The 20,243-nt window shown below is 68.8% G+C and carries 14 protein-coding genes; 11 read left to right on the forward strand and 3 right to left on the reverse strand.

The window, feature by feature from the left end; translation table 11 throughout:
• Nucleotides 1-13 precede the first annotated feature (13 nt).
• Nucleotides 14-283, forward strand: a complete 270-nt coding sequence (locus ACWDOP_RS18570) for a hypothetical protein (RefSeq protein ID WP_454203590.1) — start codon at nt 14-16, stop codon at nt 281-283.
• Between the two features lie 38 nt (nt 284-321).
• On the opposite strand, the gene ACWDOP_RS18575 is transcribed toward ACWDOP_RS18570, so the two are convergent.
• Nucleotides 322-1,092 (reverse strand): SOS response-associated peptidase, encoded by a 771-nt coding sequence (locus tag ACWDOP_RS18575; RefSeq protein WP_456346081.1) that lies wholly within the window; start codon nt 1,090-1,092, stop codon nt 322-324.
• Between the two features lie 112 nt (nt 1,093-1,204).
• Here ACWDOP_RS18575 and ACWDOP_RS18580 point away from each other — a divergent pair, with 112 nt between their 5' ends.
• The 5 genes from ACWDOP_RS18580 to ACWDOP_RS18600 all read left to right on the forward strand — a co-directional run bounded on the left by ACWDOP_RS18580 (nt 1,205) and on the right by ACWDOP_RS18600 (nt 6,588).
• Entirely contained in the window at nt 1,205-2,716 is a 1,512-nt protein-coding gene (locus ACWDOP_RS18580) for an aldehyde dehydrogenase family protein (protein WP_456346082.1), read from the forward strand.
• 279 nt (nt 2,717-2,995) lie between these two features.
• Entirely contained in the window at nt 2,996-4,279 is a 1,284-nt protein-coding gene (gene aroA / locus ACWDOP_RS18585; protein WP_454203593.1) for a 3-phosphoshikimate 1-carboxyvinyltransferase, read from the forward strand.
• Nucleotides 4,240-5,289 carry a ribosome small subunit-dependent GTPase A gene (rsgA, locus tag ACWDOP_RS18590; protein ID WP_456346132.1) on the forward strand — a complete coding sequence of 350 codons (1,050 nt, stop codon included), beginning with the start codon at nt 4,240-4,242 and terminating at the stop codon, nt 5,287-5,289. The genes aroA and rsgA overlap by 40 nt, the downstream gene beginning before the upstream one ends.
• Before the next feature lie 101 nt (nt 5,290-5,390).
• On the forward strand, nt 5,391-5,990 hold the full coding sequence (locus ACWDOP_RS18595) for a Uma2 family endonuclease (RefSeq protein ID WP_456346083.1): 600 nt from the start codon (nt 5,391-5,393) through the stop codon (nt 5,988-5,990).
• A 277-nt stretch (nt 5,991-6,267) separates the two neighbouring features.
• Nucleotides 6,268-6,588: a hypothetical protein gene (locus ACWDOP_RS18600; protein WP_456346084.1), complete on the forward strand. Its 321-nt coding sequence runs from the start codon at nt 6,268-6,270 to the stop codon at nt 6,586-6,588.
• 155 nt (nt 6,589-6,743) lie between these two features.
• On the opposite strand, the gene ACWDOP_RS18605 is transcribed toward ACWDOP_RS18600, so the two are convergent.
• Together ACWDOP_RS18605 and secA are read right to left on the reverse strand one after the other, a co-directional pair.
• A complete protein-coding gene (locus ACWDOP_RS18605; RefSeq protein WP_456346085.1) occupies nt 6,744-9,746 on the reverse strand; it encodes an AAA family ATPase in 3,003 nt (1,000 codons plus the stop codon).
• Between the two features lie 729 nt (nt 9,747-10,475).
• Nucleotides 10,476-13,304, reverse strand: a complete 2,829-nt coding sequence (secA, locus tag ACWDOP_RS18610) for a preprotein translocase subunit SecA (protein ID WP_456346086.1) — start codon at nt 13,302-13,304, stop codon at nt 10,476-10,478.
• A 461-nt stretch (nt 13,305-13,765) separates the two neighbouring features.
• On the opposite strand from secA, the gene ACWDOP_RS18615 reads away from it, so the two are divergent.
• The 5 genes from ACWDOP_RS18615 to ACWDOP_RS18635 all read left to right on the forward strand — a co-directional run bounded on the left by ACWDOP_RS18615 (nt 13,766) and on the right by ACWDOP_RS18635 (nt 20,166).
• Entirely contained in the window at nt 13,766-15,181 is a 1,416-nt protein-coding gene (locus tag ACWDOP_RS18615) for a WS/DGAT/MGAT family O-acyltransferase (protein ID WP_456346087.1), read from the forward strand.
• Nucleotides 15,182-15,233: 52 nt separating this feature from the next.
• Entirely contained in the window at nt 15,234-15,764 is a 531-nt protein-coding gene (locus tag ACWDOP_RS18620) for a DUF6912 family protein (protein ID WP_454203667.1), read from the forward strand.
• 258 nt (nt 15,765-16,022) lie between these two features.
• Entirely contained in the window at nt 16,023-17,183 is a 1,161-nt protein-coding gene (locus ACWDOP_RS18625) for a ferredoxin reductase (protein WP_456346088.1), read from the forward strand.
• Between the two features lie 182 nt (nt 17,184-17,365).
• Entirely contained in the window at nt 17,366-18,820 is a 1,455-nt protein-coding gene (locus ACWDOP_RS18630) for a fatty acid desaturase family protein (RefSeq protein ID WP_456346089.1), read from the forward strand.
• A 95-nt stretch (nt 18,821-18,915) separates the two neighbouring features.
• On the forward strand, nt 18,916-20,166 hold the full coding sequence (locus tag ACWDOP_RS18635; RefSeq protein WP_456346090.1) for a fatty acid desaturase family protein: 1,251 nt from the start codon (nt 18,916-18,918) through the stop codon (nt 20,164-20,166).
• Nucleotides 20,167-20,243: the final 77 nt, after the last annotated feature.

Raw genomic sequence — 20,243 nt, forward strand, 5'->3', positions numbered from 1 at the left:
AGGTGTTGTCGCTGTGTCCGGTGTCCTGCTCATGACCGCGGGCTCGGGCGCGCTGACCGTCGCCACCGCGACGGCCGCGCCCGCGGGCGTGGTCCAGGTGCAGAATCCGAGCTTCCCCAACCCGGGGATGCCCGGGCCGCAACAGCAGCAGCCCAAGGACAAGAACACCGAGAAGGCCGAGAGCCTGGGCGGCGGTGTGGCGAACAAGGTCATCGACACGGTCGCCGGGCTGGTGAAGTGCGGGCTGAACTTCGCACTGCCGACGGTGAAGTGCACCATCTGATTCATCGGCGCGAACACCGGTGACCGTGCGGGCCGGGCTCAGATCAGGCTGATCTGCTGCCCGGCCCGTTCGTCGATCTCGTCCAGTAGCTCGGGGCCGTTGTTCTTCACGCTGTTCACCAGCATCGGCACCGGGCGGATGAGAATGTTCGAGACCGCCGCGGCGGCAGGGGTGTCCAGGAGTTCCTCGGGGGCGGGGTGATCGGGATCGAGCCAGGCGTCCCAGTGCTCGCGCGGCATCGGCAGCGGCATGCGGTCGTGGACCTTGGTCAGCTCCCCCACCGCGTCGGTGGTCAGGATCGTGCAGGACAGCAGGGTCTGCGCGGCGTCGCCCTGATCGCGATCGCGCCACACCGACCAGAGCCCGGCCATGTAGAGGCGGCCGCCGTCGGCCTCGGACATGAAGAACGGCTGTTTGACGGCCTTGCCGGTGCCGCCGGGTTCGGTGACCCACTCGTACCAGCCGTCCATGGGCACCAGGCAGCGGCGTTTCTTGACCGCGTCGCGGAAGGACGCGGTGGTGGCGGCCTTGTCGGCGCGGGCGTTGAACAGCGGTTTGCCCTTGACCGGCACGCCCGGTTCGGCGGTCTTGGTCCAGGGCGGGATCAGGCCCCAGCGCATGGCGCGCACGCGCAGGGTGGCCGGGTCCTCGGGATGGTCGCGATCGTGCCGCTGCACCACCGTGAGCACCTGATTCGTGGGGGCCACGTTGTAGTTCGGATCGAAGCCGGTATCCCCGGTCTCGTCCAGCGCGTCGAGTTCGACGGCGAGCGTGGCGGGATTCGTGGTTGTCGCATACCTTCCACACATAGGCTTCATCGTGCCACCGAACTCCGACACAATCATCTGATGGCAATTGACTTCAGTTCGGAGGTATGAGACGTTCGTCGCATCACACTCTCGTAAAGGGACGTCGCCACACATGTCTGCTACCGACACCGCCGCCTCGATCGATCGAGACGCCACGCTCACCTCCGTCAATCCCGCCACCGGCGACGTGCTCGCCACCTATCCGGTCGCTGACGAGGACGCCGTGCGCGCGGCCGTCGCCAAGGCCCGCACCGCCGCCCTCACCTGGGGCGCGCTCAACTACAGCGAGCGCAAGAAGCACCTGCTGCGCTGGAGCTCGCAGCTGGTCGCCAAGTCCGATGAACTCAGCGAGCTGATCCACGCCGAGAACGGCAAGCCGCTCGACGACGCCTTCCTCGAGCTGATGCTCGCCCTCGAGCACATCAAGTGGGCGGCCTCCAACGCCGAGAAGGTGCTCAAGCCCAAGAAGATCGCGCCCGGCGCGCTGATGGCCAACTTCTCCGCGACCCTGGAGCAGCGCCCGCTCGGCGTCGTCGGCATCATCGGGCCCTGGAACTACCCGGTCTACACCCCCAACGGCTCCATCGCCTACGCCCTCGCGGCGGGCAACACCGTGGTGTTCAAGCCGAGCGAATACTCCACGGGCATCGGCAATTTCGTCGCCAAGTGCTTCGCCGAGGCGAACCCGGAGCTGCCGGACGGGGTGTTCGTCACCATCAACGGCTACGGCGCCACCGGCGCGGCGCTGGTGCGCTCGGGCGTGAACAAGGTCGCCTTCACCGGGTCCGCCGCGACCGGTAAGAAGATCATGGCCGCGGCCTCGGACACCCTGACCCCGGTCCTGCTCGAATGCGGCGGCAAGGACGCGGTCATCGTGGCCGCCGACGCCGACATCAAGGCCGCCGCCGACGCCGTGGCCTGGGGCGCGACCGCCAACAGCGGCCAGACCTGCGCGGGCGTCGAGCGCGTGTACGTCGACAAGTCGATCGCCGACGAGTTCGTCGCCGAGGTCAAGCGCATCCTCACCGACATCAAGCCGGGTTCGGACGCGGGCGCCTCGTACGGCCCGATGACCATGCCCAGCCAGATCGACATCGTGCGCCGGCACATCGAGGACGCGCTCAAGAACGGCGGCACGGCCGTGCTCGGCGGCGTCGAGTCGATCAAGGGCCCGTACATCGAGCCGGTCATCATCGTGGACGCCGACGAGTCCTCGGCCGCGGTGTGCGAGGAGACCTTCGGGCCGACCGTCACCATCCGCACAGTCAACGGCGTGGACGAGGCCGTGAAGCTGGCCAACGACAGCACCTTCAGCCTCGGTTCCTCGGTGTACTCCAAGAAGAACGGCCTGGACATCGCCCGCCGGTTGAAGGCGGGCGCCACCTCGGTCAACTCGGTGCTGGCCTTCGCCGCCATCTCCGGCCTGCCCTTCGGCGGCAGCGGGGATTCCGGCATCGGGCGCATCCACGGCGCGCCGGGCCTGCTGGAGTTCACCAGCCCGCACTCGATCGCGGTGCAGCGCTTCGCGATTCCGGGCATGGCGCTGCTGTCGTACTCCCGGACCGACTCGACCATGAAGCTGCTGCGCAAGATCGTGCCGCTGCTGCACGGGCGCAACAAGTAGGAAGTCCGGTTCCGGCATCGGAACTCACGCCCGGTCCGTCGAGTGCGACGGACCGGGCGTTTCGGTTTCCCGGGCGAGTGCTCGTCGGGACCAACCACCGCCGGACTCGAGCGCTGGGGGCGGTGCGGGGACCGGGCACGCGAACCCGCCGGCTCCGATCGGCGCCGGAGACCGTTTCCGATTGGCAGCATCCGCCGAAGTAGCGCCCCAGACGGGCGTATTGACCGGAATGGGGGCGTGCGGCCTCGGAACCCCACCATCGTTTGGGAGGATGGGGGCGTGACTTTCTGGCCCGCGCCCCACGTCCACACGTCCGTCAACGCGACAGTGACCCTGCCCGGGTCCAAATCGATCACCAACCGGGCGCTCATCCTGGCCGCCCTGGCCGATGGGCCGTCCACCATCAGCGGCGCGCTGCGCAGCCGGGACACCAACCTCATGATCGACGCGTTGCGGGCGATGGGCACGACCATCGAGGGCGAGGGCGACACGGTCACGGTCACCCCGCCGAAGGAGTTCACCAGCGCGGTCGTGGACTGCGGGCTCGCCGGGACCGTCATGCGGTTCCTGCCGCCGGTCGCGGCGCTGGCCACCGGGGACGTCGCCTTCGACGGCGACGCGCAGGCGCGGGTGCGGCCGCTGGGCACCATCCTGCAGGCGCTGCGCGGACTCGGGCTCGACATCGACGGGGACGCACTGCCTTTCGTCGTGCACGGCACGGGATCGCTGCGCGGCGGGCCGATCACGATCGACGCCTCGGGCTCCTCGCAGTTCGTGTCCGGGCTGCTGCTGTCGGCGGCGCGCTTCGAACAGGGTGTGACCGTGCATCATTCGGGCGGATCGCTGCCGTCCATGCCGCACATCGAGATGACCGTGCAGATGCTGCGCGAGGCCGACGTGCGGGTGGACGCGCCCGAGGATCCGCGCCGGACCCAGAGCTGGACGGTGCACCCGGGGCCGATCCGGGCCGTGGACTGGGACGTCGAACCCGACCTGTCCAATGCCACGCCGTTCCTGGCGGCGGCCGCCGTCACCGGCGGTGAGGTGAGCATTCCGCACTGGCCGCGCTACACCACCCAGCCCGGCGACGTGATCCGCGAGATCCTGGTGCGCATGGGCGCGGAGGCGCGGATCTTCGACGGTGTGCTCACCGTGCGCGGGCCCGAGCGGCTCGCGGGCATCGACATCGACCTGCACGACGTGGGCGAGCTGACCCCGACCGTCGCGGCGCTGGCGGCGCTGGCCGACTCGCCGTCCCGGCTGCGCGGCATCGCGCACCTGCGCGGGCACGAAACCGACCGGCTCGCAGCGCTTTCCACCGAGATCAACCGGCTCGGCGGCAAGGTCACCGAGACCGACGACGGGCTCGTCATCGATCCCACTCCGCTCAACGCCGGGCAGTGGCACTCCTACGCCGACCACCGCATGGCCACCGCGGGCGCGATCCTCGGACTCGTGGTGCCCGGGGTGGAGATCGAGGACATCGGCACCACCGCCAAGACGCTGCCCGATTTCGTCGCCCTCTGGGAAGGCATGCTCGGCGGGACCGGGGCAGTCCGCTGAGGCGCCGGGAGTACGACGAGTCCGATGTCCGGATCCGTCCGGGCAAGAGCTCACGTCCCCGGACCAAGACCCGTCCCCAGCATCTGGACGCGGAGCCGGCCATGGTCGTCTCCGTGGACCGGGGGCGCTGGGGGTGCGTCCTCGACGACGATCCCGATCGCCGCATCGTGGCCATGCGCGCCCGTGAACTGGGGCGCACGCCCATCGTGGTCGGGGATCAGGTGGATCTGGTCGGGGATCTGTCCGGTAAGCCGGACACCCTGGCCCGCATCATCCGGGTCTCCGACCGGCGAACGGTGTTGCGGCGCACCGCCGATGACACCGACCCGTTCGAGCGGATCGTGGTCGCCAACGCCGAACAGCTCTTCATCGTGGTGGCGCTGGCCGACCCGCCGCCGCGCACCGGGTTCGTCGAACGCGCCATGGTCGCGGCGTATGTCGGTGGGCTGCAACCGATTCTGTGCCTGACCAAACGCGATCTGGCCGCCGAGTCCGAGTTCGCGGCCGCCTTCGAGGATTTGGACCTGACGATCGTCTACGGCGGTATCGAGGAACCCCTCGAGCCGGTGCTGGATCTGCTGGACGACCGCCTGACCGCGCTGATCGGGCACTCCGGGGTCGGCAAGTCGACGCTGGTGAATCGCCTTGTCCCCGAAGCGGATCGGGCGGTGGGCATGGTCTCCGGCGTAGGCAAGGGCCGCCACACGTCGACCCAGTCCGTGGCCCTGCCTCTGGAGTCCGGCGGCTGGGTGATCGACACCCCCGGCATCCGCTCCTTCGGCCTGGCCCACATCACCCCCGACGACGTGATCGGCGCCTTCTCCGACCTGGCCGACGCGATCGAGGACTGCCCCCGCGGCTGCACCCACCTGGGCCCGCCCGCCGACCCCGAGTGCGCCCTCGACACTCTCCCCGGCAAAGAGGCGCGCGTGGCCGCGATCCGCCTCCTCCTCACCGCCCTGAACACCAACGACCCCTGGTTCAAGGGGCAGGGGACGAGCGTGAGCTGAGATTGCGGGGCCGGAAGCGCCGACCTCCGCACCCGCAATAATGAAGCGACTGAATCCGATCGTGGAGGACACCGGCTGTTTCGGCGTGGAATGAGGACCCGATGACTGCGGACCCGATGCCAGAAGTGGGCAGCCCACTACCCGCGTGGGCGATCCCACCGCTCGGCGGATATGTAGCCGACGATCTGGACCGCCTGCCTGATCTGCCTCCGCATACCGAGCTGATCGACGGGAGTCTCGTCTTCGGGAGCCCGCAGATGAAGTTCCACGCGCTCGTCATCGATCTTCTCGTCACCTCGCTGAGAGCGCTGGCTCCGACCACCGTGCGGGTGCGGCGCGAAATGACCGTCACGCTCGGCACCCGGCAGCGGCCCGAGCCCGACCTCCTGATCGTTCACGTGAGTGGGGAGCAGGGTCCGGAGCAGACTTCGTATCGGCCCGCAGACGTCGTGCTCGCGGTCGAGGTCGTCTCACCGGACTCGATCGTTCGCGACCGCGAGCGCAAACCACAGCTGTACGGGCAGGCCGGCATCCCACACTTCTGGCGAGTCGAGAATGTCCACGACCGAGCCGTCGTCTACGTCTACGAGCTCGATCCAGCCACGAAGGCCTACGCTCCCACCGGAATCCACCACGACCGGTTGCGGCTCTCCGTACCCTTCGACATCGATATCGATCTGACCGAATACACCCGGCTCTGACCATCTGCTTCGAGATCGTCCGCGTGTCCGGTTCGCCCGTGGTTGATCTGGTGGTCGAGCGAGCGGGCCCGCAGGGGTGGGCCGAATCCAACCGATCCCCCTCCACCACCACTCTCCGGCAAACGGGCCGTCGCGGACGTTGTTCGACCGACTCTCGAGCCTTGACCACCGACGTTTCCTGGAACAAGGCGCGGTCGGGCACGACCATCTACCGGGCGGGCAAATCTCGTACGGCGTAAGGGGTGCGCGAAATCGTGCGAATGGTTAGCCTGCCGAGGTGGAACACCATGAGCGGAGTGAGTTCTCGCCGCTACTCGACCCGGAACTGGGGGCAGGGGCGCCGGTCACGCCGGAGGTTCGGGTCGGGCGGAACGACGACAGTCAGGTATTGCCGGAATGTGTCCGGTGCGGGAACCCGGCGGGGTTGTACCTGCGGGCGGTGTGGCTGTCGATGCGGGCGGTCCTGCAGGGGGAGACCGACGTGGACAGTCATATCAACGTGAACTCGTGTGGGGCGTGCGCCGGGAGCGTGGCGGGGATGATCCTGGTCAACTGGGACCCCCGGCACTGGGGTGAGTCGCTGAAGATCGACGACTGAGCGGTTGGGGCGGATCGCGACTGCGGCGCGACAGGCAGGCTCGAACGACACGGAGCCGGGTGCGGCATCGCGACATCGTCAGCTCGACGGCGCGGGGGCTGGGCGGTATCGCGATCGGGCCTCGAACACCGGATCGGCGGTGGGCGCGGGGCGGATCAGTGCGGGGGAATCAGGCGTAGGCCGTTGTCGAAGTCGATGCGGGCCAGCTCGCCTCGGGCCGTCAAGCCGAGTTTGGCGAAGACTCGGGACAGGTGGTGGCCCACCGTCCGGGGGGACAGCAGCAGATCCACGCCTATCTCGCGGTTCGTCATGCCCTGGGCGGCCATGCGGGCCACGCGGAACTCCTGGGCGGTCAGGACGGGGGCGGAGCCGCGATCGGGGGCGGGGGTGCGGCGGCCGGTCAGGTCCAATTCCTGGCGGGCGCGGTCGGCCCAGGGGGTGGCGGACATGCGCTCGAAGGACTCCAGGGCGGTGCGGAGCTGTTCGGCGGCGTCGGCGCGGCGGCGGACACGGCGCAGCCAGGCGCCGTAGAGCAGGTGGGTGCGGGCCTGATTCAGATCGTGGCGGGTGCGGCGCACGGCGAGGGCGCGGCGGAAATAGTGGTCTGCGCGCTCCTCGTCGGTGCTGATCAGGGCGCGGCAGGCGTAGGCGGAGGCCACCGCCCAGTCCGCGCGCGAGCGGACCGCCCAGGAGCGGACGGTGGCGTAGTGCTCGGCCGCCTCGGCGGGGCGGCCGACGCGGGTCGCGGCCTCGACCAGGTCCATGGCGGCCAGGCGCGCATAGGTGGGGTGGCGGGCGTCGTGGCCGGGCTGGGCCAGCGCGCGCAGGCGCAGGTAGGCGGTCTCGGGGTCGCCGACGCTCAGGGCGTGGAAGCCGAGATGCCAATGCGCGGAGGCGATCAGCGCGTGCGCGCGGCGGGGGCGCGCCAAAGCCAGGGCGCGGTCCAGGCTTTCCAGCGCGAGGTCCGAATCCCCGCGCATCGCCGCGATTTTCGCGTGCAGATTCCAGCACTGGGCCAGGACATTGCCGGTGCCGGTGGCGCGGGCCAGCTCGAACGCCTCGGTGAGCGATTCCTGCGCGGCCGCCACCCGGCCGTTGGCGAACTGCACGATGGCCAGCTGCGGCAGCAGATGCACCGCCGCCGCGCGCTCACCGCTCTCCCGCAGCTGTGCGACGCGGCGGGTGAACGGCTCGACGGCGCGATCGGCCTTGCCCCACAACAGCACCAGCGGCGCGGGCGGGAGCTGGCGTACCGCGGCCGGGGTGATCTCGGCGCGCAGGCGCCCGCCGAACTCGAGATCCCGGGTCCGCACCGGAGCGGGATCGGCCAGCGCCGCGGCCCAATTCGCGCGATCGGCCAATTCCCGCAGCCCGGTGGAGGTTTCGCCGTCCAGCAGGGCGGCGTCGCGCAGCAGCAGGGCGCCAGCGCGTTCGGGTTCGCCCGCCACGAACTCGAGCAGTCCGGCGAGCCCGCCGCTGGCCGCGGCCGCGCGGTCGGCGCCGATCCATTCGGTGGCGCGGTCGAGCAGTCGCCGCGCGGACTCGATATCGCCTCCGGCCCAACTGAATCGAGCGGCGGCGGCCAGCCTTGTGCTCGCGTGCACCGGGTCCGGGGTGATCGCGGCGGCCCGGCGCAGCATGGCCGCGGCGGTGAGCACGCCGCCGCGCACCTGTTCGGCGCCGTGCGTGAGCGCGAGGGCGAGCTGCTCGTCCGGCCGCCGAAGCGCCGCCGCCCGATGGCAGACGCGCTGATCCAGCTCCCCCGGCGCGGTCAGGGCTCCCGCCAGGGCCAGATGCGCCGCCCGCCGCCGCTCCGGCGTGGCCGCGTCGTACACGGCCATCCCCAGCAGCGGCTTCCCCAACCGCACCCGCCCGTCCCCCACCGCCAGCACCCCCGCCGATTCCGCCGCCTCCCAGGCGCTCTCGTCGATCCCGAGCTCCCGCGCGGCGTCGAGCAGCACCCGCAACACCCCGCGCTCCTCTACGACCGCCAACAGCAGCAGCTCACGCACTCCCGCGTCGAGCCCCGCGATCCGGTCCCGATAGGCCGCCCGCAACCGCTCCCCCACCGGCACGGGCCCGAACGCGGACCCCCCGAATTCCTCGGCCCCGACCGGCAATTCCCGCAACGCCAGCGGGTTCCCGCCCGCGACCGCCAGCACCCGCTCGACCCGCAACGCGGGCAACGCCCCGTGCCGCTCCTCGATCAGCTCCCGAGCCGCTCGGTCGTCGAGCCCCCCGAGTACCAGCGCGGGCAGCCGATACCACCCCGCCGCAACCGGTCCCGGGTCACGCGCCTCGCCCCAGCCGGAGCGCCGACGGCCAGGCGAATCTGTGGACACACCACCGGCTGCCCCGGGAAGTCGCGATCCGGCAGGCACGTCATCGCGATCCCGCGCTGTGGGAACCATGGGAGCTGCAGAACGATCTCTCTCGATCGCCAAGTCACCCGTGTGCCCGGTTGCTGAAGCGGCGGGACGGGTTCCCAGACGCCCGGGTGCCGAATCCGTCCGGAGCGCATCCGCTTCCGGCGGCAGGCAGCACAGGAGCAGGAGGGGGAGGTTGGTCGCGCGACGGACGGCGAAGTGGAGGGCCGTCGTGGTTTCGGGGTCCAGGAGATGGGCGTCGTCCACCGCGAGTAGGAGGGGGCGGTCGTCGGTCAGGGTCGTGAAGAGGGTGAGCAGGGCCGCGCCGAGGAGGAAGCCGGGGGCCGGATTCGACTGTGCGGGAGCGGATTGCCCGATCGGGGCGCTGACCTCGGGTGCGTCGCCGAGTTCCCGATCGGCGGCCGGGGGCGCGACACGGGCGCCCGGAACCGCTTCGGGACCAGCGCCTTCCGGCGCACAGCGAACGCCCAGGGCCACTTCCAGGGCGGCGGCCTGCGGCTCGGGCAGGGCGGAGACGGGGGCGGCCACCGGGAGGAGGAGTTGGTGGAGGGCGGCGTGGGGCAGGGACGACTCGGCGGGATCGCCGGCGCACTCCAGGACGCGGAAGCCGGTGGCGCGGCGGACGGCCGCGCGCAGCAGGGCGGACTTTCCCGTGCCGGGCTCACCGTGAATCGCCAGGGCGGCGCCGTGACCGGCGCGCGCGTCGGCGAGTAATTGGTCCAGCCGCACCAGCTCCGGGCCCCGCCCGCGTATCCCCGCCTCGTCGCGCACAATGCAATTTACCCCAGCTAATAAGCTGCAATCAAACCTCCAGGCCAACCGCCCTTGACGCTGTACCGCACATCACACGCCGATAACGAGCAGCCCTCGGGCACCCGACCGATACGGCGACCGATGCCTGTCGCCCACACCCCGCCTAGGCTCGTAACCAGCAGTAAAAGCAGCCGAGTCGGGGCGGCTTTTACCAGGAGGGGCCCGCTACCGAGCACAGGACCAGGGGAATCCGCGTCACCGCCGAACGCCACGGGCTTCGGCACCCACATCCGCGAGACAGCGCCCGACCAACGCAACACGCCGCAATGACGTGGGGCAAATTCGGCGTGCCCGAATTAATTAACGCCATTCACAGCAAACCGCGAGGTATTCATCACGGGTTGCCGAATTTCACGAATGCGTGCTAAATATTCAACGGCGACGGATTGCGTTCGCGGATTCGTGCGATGGTGCGGGTACACGGGCCGCGAATGCGGCCGATCGCCCCGCCGCCGGAGTGCACCGCACCCCCGGCGGGCGGCAACAGCACGCGCGGATACCTCCAGGGGTTGGCCGGTATCCGCGCCCACGACTCCAGCTGGCGCTGGAAACACGAAGACGCCCCGGGTGTTTCACCCGGGGCGTCTTCCCTGTTCACGGGGTACCGCTCCGTAGCCGCAGCAAAGTGCCGCACCCGCCGAACGAAAAGCGCCCGGCCCCATCGGACCGGGCGCTCGTCGATTCGAATCAGCGGCGGCGCTTGGACTTCGGCGCCTTGTCCAGCTTGCCCGCACCGCGGGCGGCCTCGCGGCGCTCACGGCGAGTGGAGGAATCGGCGGGACCGCCGTACTCCTGATCCTCGCTGTGCGCCACGGCCCGCCCGTCCTCGGCCGGACCGGAGTAGCTGAGCCCGCGCGGCGCGGACTCGTCGATCCCCTTGGCGCGCAAGGCGGCCGGGGCGCCGTTGGCGACCTGCGCCTGCTCCTGGGTGGGCAGCGGGCGGTTGCCGACCGGCGACTGCAGGCCCGCGCCGACCGAGACCCCGGCGGGCTGCGGCGCCTGCACCTCGACCTGGAGGTTGAACAGGAAGCCGACCGACTCCTCCTTCAGGCCCTCGAGCATCGCCGAGAACATGTCGAAGCCCTCGCGCTGGTACTCCACGAGCGGGTCGCGCTGGGCCATCGCGCGCAGGCCGATGCCCTCCTTGAGGTAGTCCATCTCGTACAGGTGCTCACGCCACTTGCGGTCCAGCACCGAGAGCAGGATCTGCCGTTCGAGGTTGCGCATGCTGCCCGCGCCGGCCAGCGAGTCGATCTCCGCGCCGCGGTTCTCGTACGCGGTGTGCGCGTCGTCGAGCACGGCGTCGAGCAGCTCGTCGCGGTCCAGCTCGCCCAGCTCGCCGTCTTCGCCGATCCCGGCCAGTTCCTTGTAGTCCAGGCTGATCGGGTACAGCGTCTTGAGCGCGGTCCAGAGCTTGGCCAGGTCCCAGTCCTCGACGTAGCCCTCGGCGGTGGCGCCGTTGACGTAGGCGGTGATCACGTCGGTGATCATCTCCTGCACCTGGCCCTCCATATCCTCGCCTTCGAGGATGCGGGCGCGCTCGGCGTAGATCACCTTGCGCTGCTGGTTCATGACCTCGTCGTACTTGAGGACGTTCTTGCGGATCTCGAAGTTCTGCTGCTCGACCTGGGTCTGCGCCGACTTGATCGCGCGCGAGACCATCTTGGCCTCGATCGGGACGTCGTCGGGCAGGTTCAGCCTGGTCATGATCGACTCGAGCGCCGCGCCGTTGAAGCGCCGCATGAGCTCGTCACCCAGCGACAGGTAGAAGCGGGACTCGCCCGGGTCGCCCTGACGGCCCGAGCGGCCGCGCAGCTGGTTGTCGATACGCCGCGACTCGTGCCGCTCGGTGCCCAGCACGTACAGACCGCCGGCCTCGCGCACCTCCTCGGCGTCGGCCTCGGTCTGCTCCTTGACCCTCTCGAGCGCGGGCAGCCAGGCCGCCTCGTACTCGGCCGGGGTCTCGACCGGATCCAGGCCCTGCTTGCGCAGCAGCAGGTCGGCGATGATGTCGGCGTTGCCGCCGAGCACGATGTCGGTACCGCGGCCGGCCATGTTGGTGGCGACGGTGACCGCGCCGGGCCGACCGGCCTCGGCGACGATCTGCGCTTCCTGCTCGTGGAACTTCGCGTTCAGGACCGAGTGCGGGATGCCGCGCTTGGTGAGCTGCTTGGACAGGTACTCCGAGCGCTCGACCGAGGTGGTGCCGATCAGCACCGGCTGGCCCTTCTCGTGCCGCTCGGCGATGTCGTCGGCGACCGCGGAGTACTTGGCCTCCTCGGTCTTGTAGATCAGGTCGGCCTGATCCTTACGGATCATCGCCCGGTTGGTGGGGATGGGCACCACGCCGAGGGTGTAGGTCTGGTGCAGCTCGGCCGCTTCGGTCTCGGCGGTACCGGTCATACCGGACAGCTTGTCGTAGAGGCGGAAGTAGTTCTGCAGCGTGATCGTGGCCAGCGTCTGGTTCTCGGGCTGGATCTCCACGCCCTCCTTGGCCTCGATGGCCTGGTGCATGCCCTCGTTGTAGCGGCGGCCCACCAGGATTCGGCCGGTGAACTCGTCGACGATGATGACCTCGCCGTCGCGGACGATGTAGTCCTTGTCCTTCTGGAACAGCTCCTTGGCCTTGATGGCGTTGTTCAGGTAGCTGACCAGCGGCGAGTTGGCCGCCTCGTACAGGTTGTCGATGCCGAGCTGATCCTCGACGAACTCGACGCCCGCCTCGTGCACGCCGATGGTGCGCTTCTTGATGTCGACCTCGTAGTGCAGGTCCTTCTTCAGCAGCGGGGAGATCCGCGCGAATTCGGCGTACCACTTGGAGGAGGCGTCGGCCGGACCCGAGATGATCAACGGCGTACGCGCCTCGTCGATCAGGATGGAGTCGACCTCGTCGACGATGGCGAAGTTGTGCCCGCGCTGCACCAGATCGTCCAGCGAGTGGGTCATGTTGTCGCGCAGGTAGTCGAAGCCGAACTCGTTGTTCGTGCCGTAGGTGATGTCCGCGGCGTAGGCCACCCGGCGCTCGGCCGGGGTCATGCCACCGAGGATGACACCCACCTCGAGCCCGAGGAAGCGGTGCACACGGCCCATCCACTCGGCGTCGCGCTTGGCGAGGTAGTCGTTGACGGTGACCACGTGCACGCCCTCGCCGCCGATGGCGTTGAGGTAGGCGGGCAGCACACAGGTCAGGGTCTTGCCCTCACCGGTCTTCATCTCGGACACGTTGCCGATGTGCAGGGCGCCGCCGCCCATGATCTGCACCTTGTAGTGCTTCTGGTTCAGCACGCGCCAGGAGGCTTCGCGCGCGGTGGCGAACGCCTCGAGCAGCAGGTCGTCGAGGGATTCACCGTCGGCGTAGCGCTCGCGGAACTCGGCGGTCTTGGCTTGCAGCTCGCCGTCGGACAGCGCCGTGAACTCCTCGTCCAAGGCGATGACCTCATCGGCCAGGTTCGCAAGCCGCTTGACCGTGCGACCTTCACCAATCCGTAGCAACCTCGAAAGCGTCAGCGCAGGCACGGGTCTTGTCAGTCCTCTGGTCGGTGGGCAGGCGGCCCCGCCTGGGCGGGAAACAGGTGCGCAGAGCGCAGCCACGACCCCATGGTAATGCGCAGTGCGTTCGGCGCGCGTTCCGCTTCGCTCCCAGCGGACGGCACGGCTCGGCGTACCTGCGGTGATAGCGCGCGCCCGCCCCGGCCCGGCCCGGCGGGGGCCGGCGATTCGCCAGCGAATCGTCTTGGCGCGGAGTCAATTTCGGGACCCTGTCGTACCATGTAGCCAGGTTCGGGGTGCGCCAGGCTTGCGCCCGCACACCCGGGCCGGGGGCGTCGATGACGACGAAACGGTGGGCAGTGTCGCTCGGACCGTATCCCCGGATGAACGGATCGCGATAGCTTGCCGGTGTACCGGCGCGCGCCGCCGATGCCGTGCCCGGGGGACACCGGCGGGCACAGGCAGGGAAATAGGGAGTAGCGGGCAGCGTGATCACCAGACTGACGCCCCAGGACGCGTCGTTCTACCGGCTCGAATCGAGCAGCAACCCGATGCACATCGGATCCCTGGCAATCCTGCGCAACCCCGCGCCGGGCGCCGATGCCGGGCCCGCGCCGCTGGATTATCAGCGCCTGGTGGCGCTGGTCGAGTCGCGACTGCCGCTGGTGCCGCTGTATCGCCGCAAGGTGCGCGAGATCCCGTTCGCGCTGGGCCGGCCGGTGTGGGTGGACGACGCGCACTTCGACATCAGCTATCACATCCGCCGCTCGGCCCTGCCCGCCCCGGGCACCGACGAGCAACTGCTGGACCTGGTCGCGCGCCTGGCCTCGCATCCGCTGGACCAGTCCCGGCCACTGTGGGAGATGTACCTGGTCGAGGGCCTGTCCGAGGGTCGCTCGGCGGTGTTCACGAAAACCCATTCGGCGCTGGTCGACGGTGATTCCGCGCTCGAGATCGGGCACGTGATCCTGGACACCTCCGCCGATCCGCGCGAGGTCGCCGACGACGCCTGGCGCGCGGATCGCGAACCCGCCGACCTGGAACTGCTCGTCGGCGCGGTGCTGCACCTGGCCACCCAGCCGCGCGAGGCCCTCGAGGTGATGCGCCACCACGGCGCGGAGGCGTTCGCGGTGGTCGACGCGACCGGCAAGGCCGTGCAGAAGATGGTGTCGATGCTGCGCGCGGCCGCGCTCGGCGCGCCGGACAGCCCGCTGAACACGCGGACCTCGCGCAATCGCCGGGTCGAGGTGGTGCGCACCGATCTCGAGGACTACCGCAAGATCCGTAAACGCTTCGACTGCTCGACCAACGACGTGATCCTGGCCGTGGTCACCGGCGCGCTGCGCAACTGGCTGCTCTCGCGCGGGCAGGTGCTGACCGAGGCCGACACGCTGCGCGCGGTGGTCCCGATGTCGGTCTACGCCGACGGCGCCGAGCTCAAACCCGCAGGTGAGATCACGTCGATCATGGTGGATCTGCCGGTGGGCGAGCCGAATCCGATCATCCGGCTCTCGCACATCATGCACGCCACCGAACCGCACACGCGGCACGACCGCGGGGTGCGGGCGCGGACCCTGGTGCATATGGCCGGATTCGCTCCGGCGAGCCTGCATGCCATGAGTGTGCGGTCGGCGAGTACCTTCGCAGAACACACGTTCAATTTGGTGATCACCAATGCGCCGGGTCCGCAGCAGCCGATGTACATCGGGGGCGCGCGGATGCTGGAGATGTACCCGGTATCGCCGCTGCTGCGCTTTCAGGCTCTGAGTATCGGGCTCACGTCCTACGACGGACGCGTCTGCTACGGGCTCACCGCCGATCGCGACGCCATGGCGGATATCGCGGTGCTGACCGCTTCGGTGCACGAGTCGATGGAGGAGATGCTCGGTGCCTGCGTCCAGTGAGTCGTCCCGCGTCTCGAAGAAACTTCGCGTGTACGTGCCGGCCACCGTGCCGATGCTGCGAGAGCTGGTCGCCGACCGCGAGATTCGCGCCCTCAACGACACCGCCTTCGCGGTGACCCCGGCCCTGCGCGAGGCGTACGCGTCCGGCGACGACGAGGAGCTGGCCGAGGTCGCGATGTCCGAGGCCGCGCGCGCCTCGCTGCGTCTGCTCGCCGATCAGCAGGCCGGGATCGAGGAGTTCGACGGTCCGGACGCCGACGGCACGGGCGACGACACCGCAGCACCCGTGCGCGGCCCGATCTTCCGGCGCGCGGTCATCGCCGCCGACGTGGACGAGGCCACGCTGCGCCCGGATCTGGACGACGCGGTGGTCCGGCTGGTGGCCGCGATTCCCTACGACCGCATCGCCTCGGTGCACGTCGATCTGGCCGAGGCCGAGCCGGAGATCGCCAAGGCCGTCGATGTGATCGACGCCGCCGACATGGGCGACACCGACGCCGAATTCGTGCTGGGCGATGCCGAGGATCATCAATTGGCTTGGTACGCGGCCCAGGAACTGCCGTTCCTGCTGGATCTGCTGTAGCGGTCGCGGCCCTCGTATCCGGAGTTCTTCACCTCTTCCCCCAGCGCCGACGGCACCGTAACCTACGATGCCGTAACCTTGCTGTGACAGCGTGCGGCGAAGCTCCGAGCCTGGCCCTATAGGGTCCTCGGGAACCGCACGCGCCGCGCCGGGGTGGGCAGCGACGATGCTGACTCGCAGAGCCGGCGGCTCCGATTTCGGGCCGCATCTGAACGAACCGCGCTACGAGCGCTCGACCGACGGGAATTTGTCCGGATCATGGCTTCGAAGACTTCGGGTTTCTCCATGCGGGGACTCCGGGAATGGCTGGAGGCGCCGGTCGCCGACGGCGCCACCGCGGGACGGACCAAGCTGAACGCGCTGCGCGGCGCGGCGGCCCGGGTCACCACTCCCCTGCTGCCCGACGACTACCTGCATCTGGTGAATCCGCTGTGGTCCGCGCGCGAGCTGCGCGGTCGCATCGTGGAAGTGCGCAAGGAGACCGCCGACTCGGTCACACTGGTGATCAAGCCGGGCTGGGGTTTCGATTTCAAGTTCGAGCCGGGCCAGTACATCGGCATCGGCGTGCTGGTGGGCGGGCGCTGGCACTGGCGGTCGTATTCGCTGACCTGCCCGCCGGATTGGACAGATCCCGAGCACAAGTCCAAGCGGCTCATCTCCATCGCGGTGAAGGCGATGCCGGAGGGGTTCCTGTCCAGCCACCTGGTCAACGGGGTCGCGGTGGGCAGCATCGTGCGCCTGGCCGCGCCGCAGGGCGGTTTCGTGCTGCCCGAGCCGCCGCCGGCCAAGACGCTGTTCCTGACCGCCGGGTCGGGCATCACCCCCGTGATGGCCATGCTGCGCACGATGGATCGGCGCGGCGTGGTGCCGGACGTGGTGCACGTGCATTCGGCGCGCACGCCCGAGGACGTCATGTTCGGCGCGGATCTGCGGGGTCTGCACGACCGGCACCCGAGTTTCCACTCGTACCAGCACTTCACCGGTGAGCACGGCAAGTTCTCGCTCGCCGAACTCGACGAGAAGGTGCCGGACTGGCGCGAGCGCGACACCTGGGCGTGCGGCCCGGCCGGCATGCTCGACGAGATCGAGAAGCATTGGGACGCAGCGGGTATCGCGGATCGACTGCATGTCGAGCGGTTCGAGATCGCGCGGTCGGCGACCGGCGAGGGCGGCACCGTCACCTTCGGCCGGACCGGGCGCGCGGTGGAGGTGGACGGTGCGACCACCCTGCTGCAGGCCGGTGAGGGCGCGGGCGTGCAGATGCCGTTCGGCTGCCGGATGGGCATCTGCCAGACCTGCGTGGTCACCGTGACCGACGGTCATGTGCGCGATCTGCGCAATGGCAACGAACATCGCGCGGGCGACAAGGTGCAGACCTGCATCTCGGCCGCCGCGGGCGACTGCACTCTGGACGTCTGACCAGTATGCTGGGCGCGATCCGTGACACACCGAGGGGCGGCACCGCATCACACGCGGTAACCGCTTGCGGCACCCGAGCCGGGGACCGGATACCCTCGATGGCAGTCGACACGGTTCGCGCCCGGCTCGGGGCGAACCCGCGCCGTACAGCGGCGTAATTCGAAATACGGAAGGACCCGCCGGTGGCCATCACCGACATCAAGGCGTTCTCCCATCTCACGGCGGCCGATATCGAGACCCTGGGTCAGGAACTCGACACCATCCGCCGGAATGTGGAGCTTTCGCTCGGCGAGCGCGATGCCAAATACATCAGGCGCACCATCGCCGCCCAGCGCGTGCTGGAAGCGGCGGGTCGCGCCACCCTCTTCGCATCCAAGAATCGCTGGGCCTGGCTCGGCGGCACCGCCCTGCTCTCGGTAGCCAAGATCATCGAGAACATGGAGCTCGGGCACAACATCAGCCACGGGCAATGGGATTGGATGAACGACCCGGAAATCCACTCCACCTCGTGGGAGTGGGACATGACGGGCACCTCCGCGCAGTGGAAACGCGCGCACAACTACTCGCACCACACCTATACCAACATCGTCGGCATGGACGACGACGTGGGCTTCGGCATTCTGCGCATGACCCGCGACGAAGAGTGGAAGCCCATCAATCTCTTTCAGCCGGTGGGCAATCTGGTGCTCGCCGCGCTGTTCGAATGGGGCATCGCGCTGCACGATCTGGCCGCGACCAAGGAACAGATGGGCCTGGCCGGCAAGAAGTTCACCGAGCCGGACATGGACTTCATGCGCAAGGCGGCCAAACAGGTCGTCAAGGATTTCGTCATCTACCCCGCGCTCACCGGACCGGCGTGGAAGTCGACGCTCAAGGCGAACGCCACCGCGAACCTCGTCCGCAATCTGTGGGCCTACGCGGTGATCTTCTGCGGCCATTTCCCGGACGGCGCGGAGAAGTTCACCGAGGAGCAGTTCGAGGGCGAGACCCAGGGCGAGTGGTACCTGCGACAGATGCTGGGCAGCGCCAATTTCGAGGCCGGCCCGGCCATGGCGTTCATGAGCGGCAATCTCAGCTTCCAGATCGAACATCACCTGTTCCCGGACATTCCGAGTAATCGGTATGCCGAGGTGTCGGTGAAGGTCAAGGACCTGTGCGACAAATACGACCTGCCGTACACCACCGGATCGCTGGGTAAGCAATACCTGTTGGCGTTCCGCACGATTCACAAGCTGGCGCTGCCGGACAAGTGGCTCAAGCGGACCTCCGACGACGCGCCGGAAACCTCGTCCGAACGCAAGTTCATCGGGGTGACGCTGCCGCATATGCCTTCCATGCCGCACATGCCGTCGATGCCCGCCATGCCCTCGATGCCGTCCATTCCGAACGAGGCCAGCGAATGGCTGGCCGAGCATCATTTCACCGGTATCGACCCGGTGACGGGTCAGCGACGCGGATTGCGTTCGGCCATGCAGGAAGCCAAGGTGGCGCTGAAGGAAAAGGCGCAGCACGAGAAGCAGGTGCTGCGCGAGGCGAAGGCGTCGCTGCAGGAAAAGGCCCGGGCCGAGAAGGCGCTGCTGCGCGAGAAGGCCGGTCGTAAACACATCCTCCCGAAGTTCCTGCGCCGCAACGCATAGCAGAGCGAAGTGTCGAATACAATGCGGTATTCGACACGTTCGGGATTCAAGAGCTCGTAACCTACGGGCCCGTAACCTACGGTATCGTAGGCCGCATGGCGATCTCGGATGTCAAGGAATACGCACACCTCACCCCGGAAGATGTCGAAGCTATCGGCGCAGAGCTCGACGCCATCCGCCGCGAAATCGAATCCTCCCGGGGTGAGCGCGATGCCCGCTACATCCGCAATGTGATCCGTTTGCAGCGCGCGCTCGAAATCAGCGGGCGCGGTGTGCTTTTCTTCAGTCTCTTCCCGCCCGCCTGGTTCACCGGCGCGGCACTGCTCGGCGCGGCCAAGATCATCGAGAATATGGAGATCGGCCACAATGTCATGCACGGGCAATGGGATTGGATGAACGACCCGGAAATCCACTCCACCTCGTGGGAATGGGACAACGCCGGCCCGTCCGAGCACTGGAAGATCACCCATAACTTCCTGCACCACAAGTACACCAACGTCCTGGGCATGGACGACGACATCGGCTACGGCCTGCTGCGCGTCACCCGCGACCAGCGCTGGTCCCCGTTCTACCTCGGACAGCCGCTGTACAACCTGCTGCTGCAGAGCTTCTTCGAATACGGCGTCGCCATCCAGCATCTGGAGCTCGGCAAGGTCGCGAAGAAGAAGTGGGCCAAGGACTCCCCCGAGTGGAAGCAGTTCGAGGCCGACCGCGCGCTGGTGCTCAAGAAGATCGGCAAGCAGGCCGGTAAGGACTACCTGCTGTTCCCGTTGCTCACCGGTCCCGCGTTCTTCGGCACGCTCACCGCGAACCTGGCGGCCAACGTGATTCGCAACGTGTGGACCAACGCCGTCATCTTCTGCGGCCACTTCCCCGACGGCGCCGAGAAGTTCACCAAGCACGACGTGCTCACCGAGACCCAGGGCGAGTGGTACCTGCGCCAGATGCTGGGCAGCGCCAACATCGACGGCGGCAAGCTGATGCACTTCATGTCCGGCAACCTGAGCCACCAGATCGAGCACCACCTGTTCCCGGACCTGCCGTCGAATCGCCTGGCCTCCATCGCGGTTCGCGTGCGGGCGATGTGCGACAAGTACGACCTGCCCTACACCAGCGGTTCGCTGCCGGTGCAGTACTTCAAGTCGTGGCGCACCATCATGAAGCTGTCGCTGCCGAACAAGTACCTGTCCCGCACCACCGATGACGCGCCGGAAACCAAGTCGGAGAAGGCTTTCGGCGGCGTGGCCACCATCGACCCGGCCACCGGCCGCCGCTCGGGCCTGCGCACCGCGCTGGCCGCGGGCAAGCGCCGCATCTCCCGCAAGGAGCCCGCGCTCGTCGGCTGAGAGCCGAACCGCGTACGACCACCGTGCCCCGCCGAGTACTCGGCGGGGCACGGCCGTTCCGGCCACAAAGGCAGGCC

The organism is Nocardia sp. NPDC003693 (genome assembly GCF_053981095.1).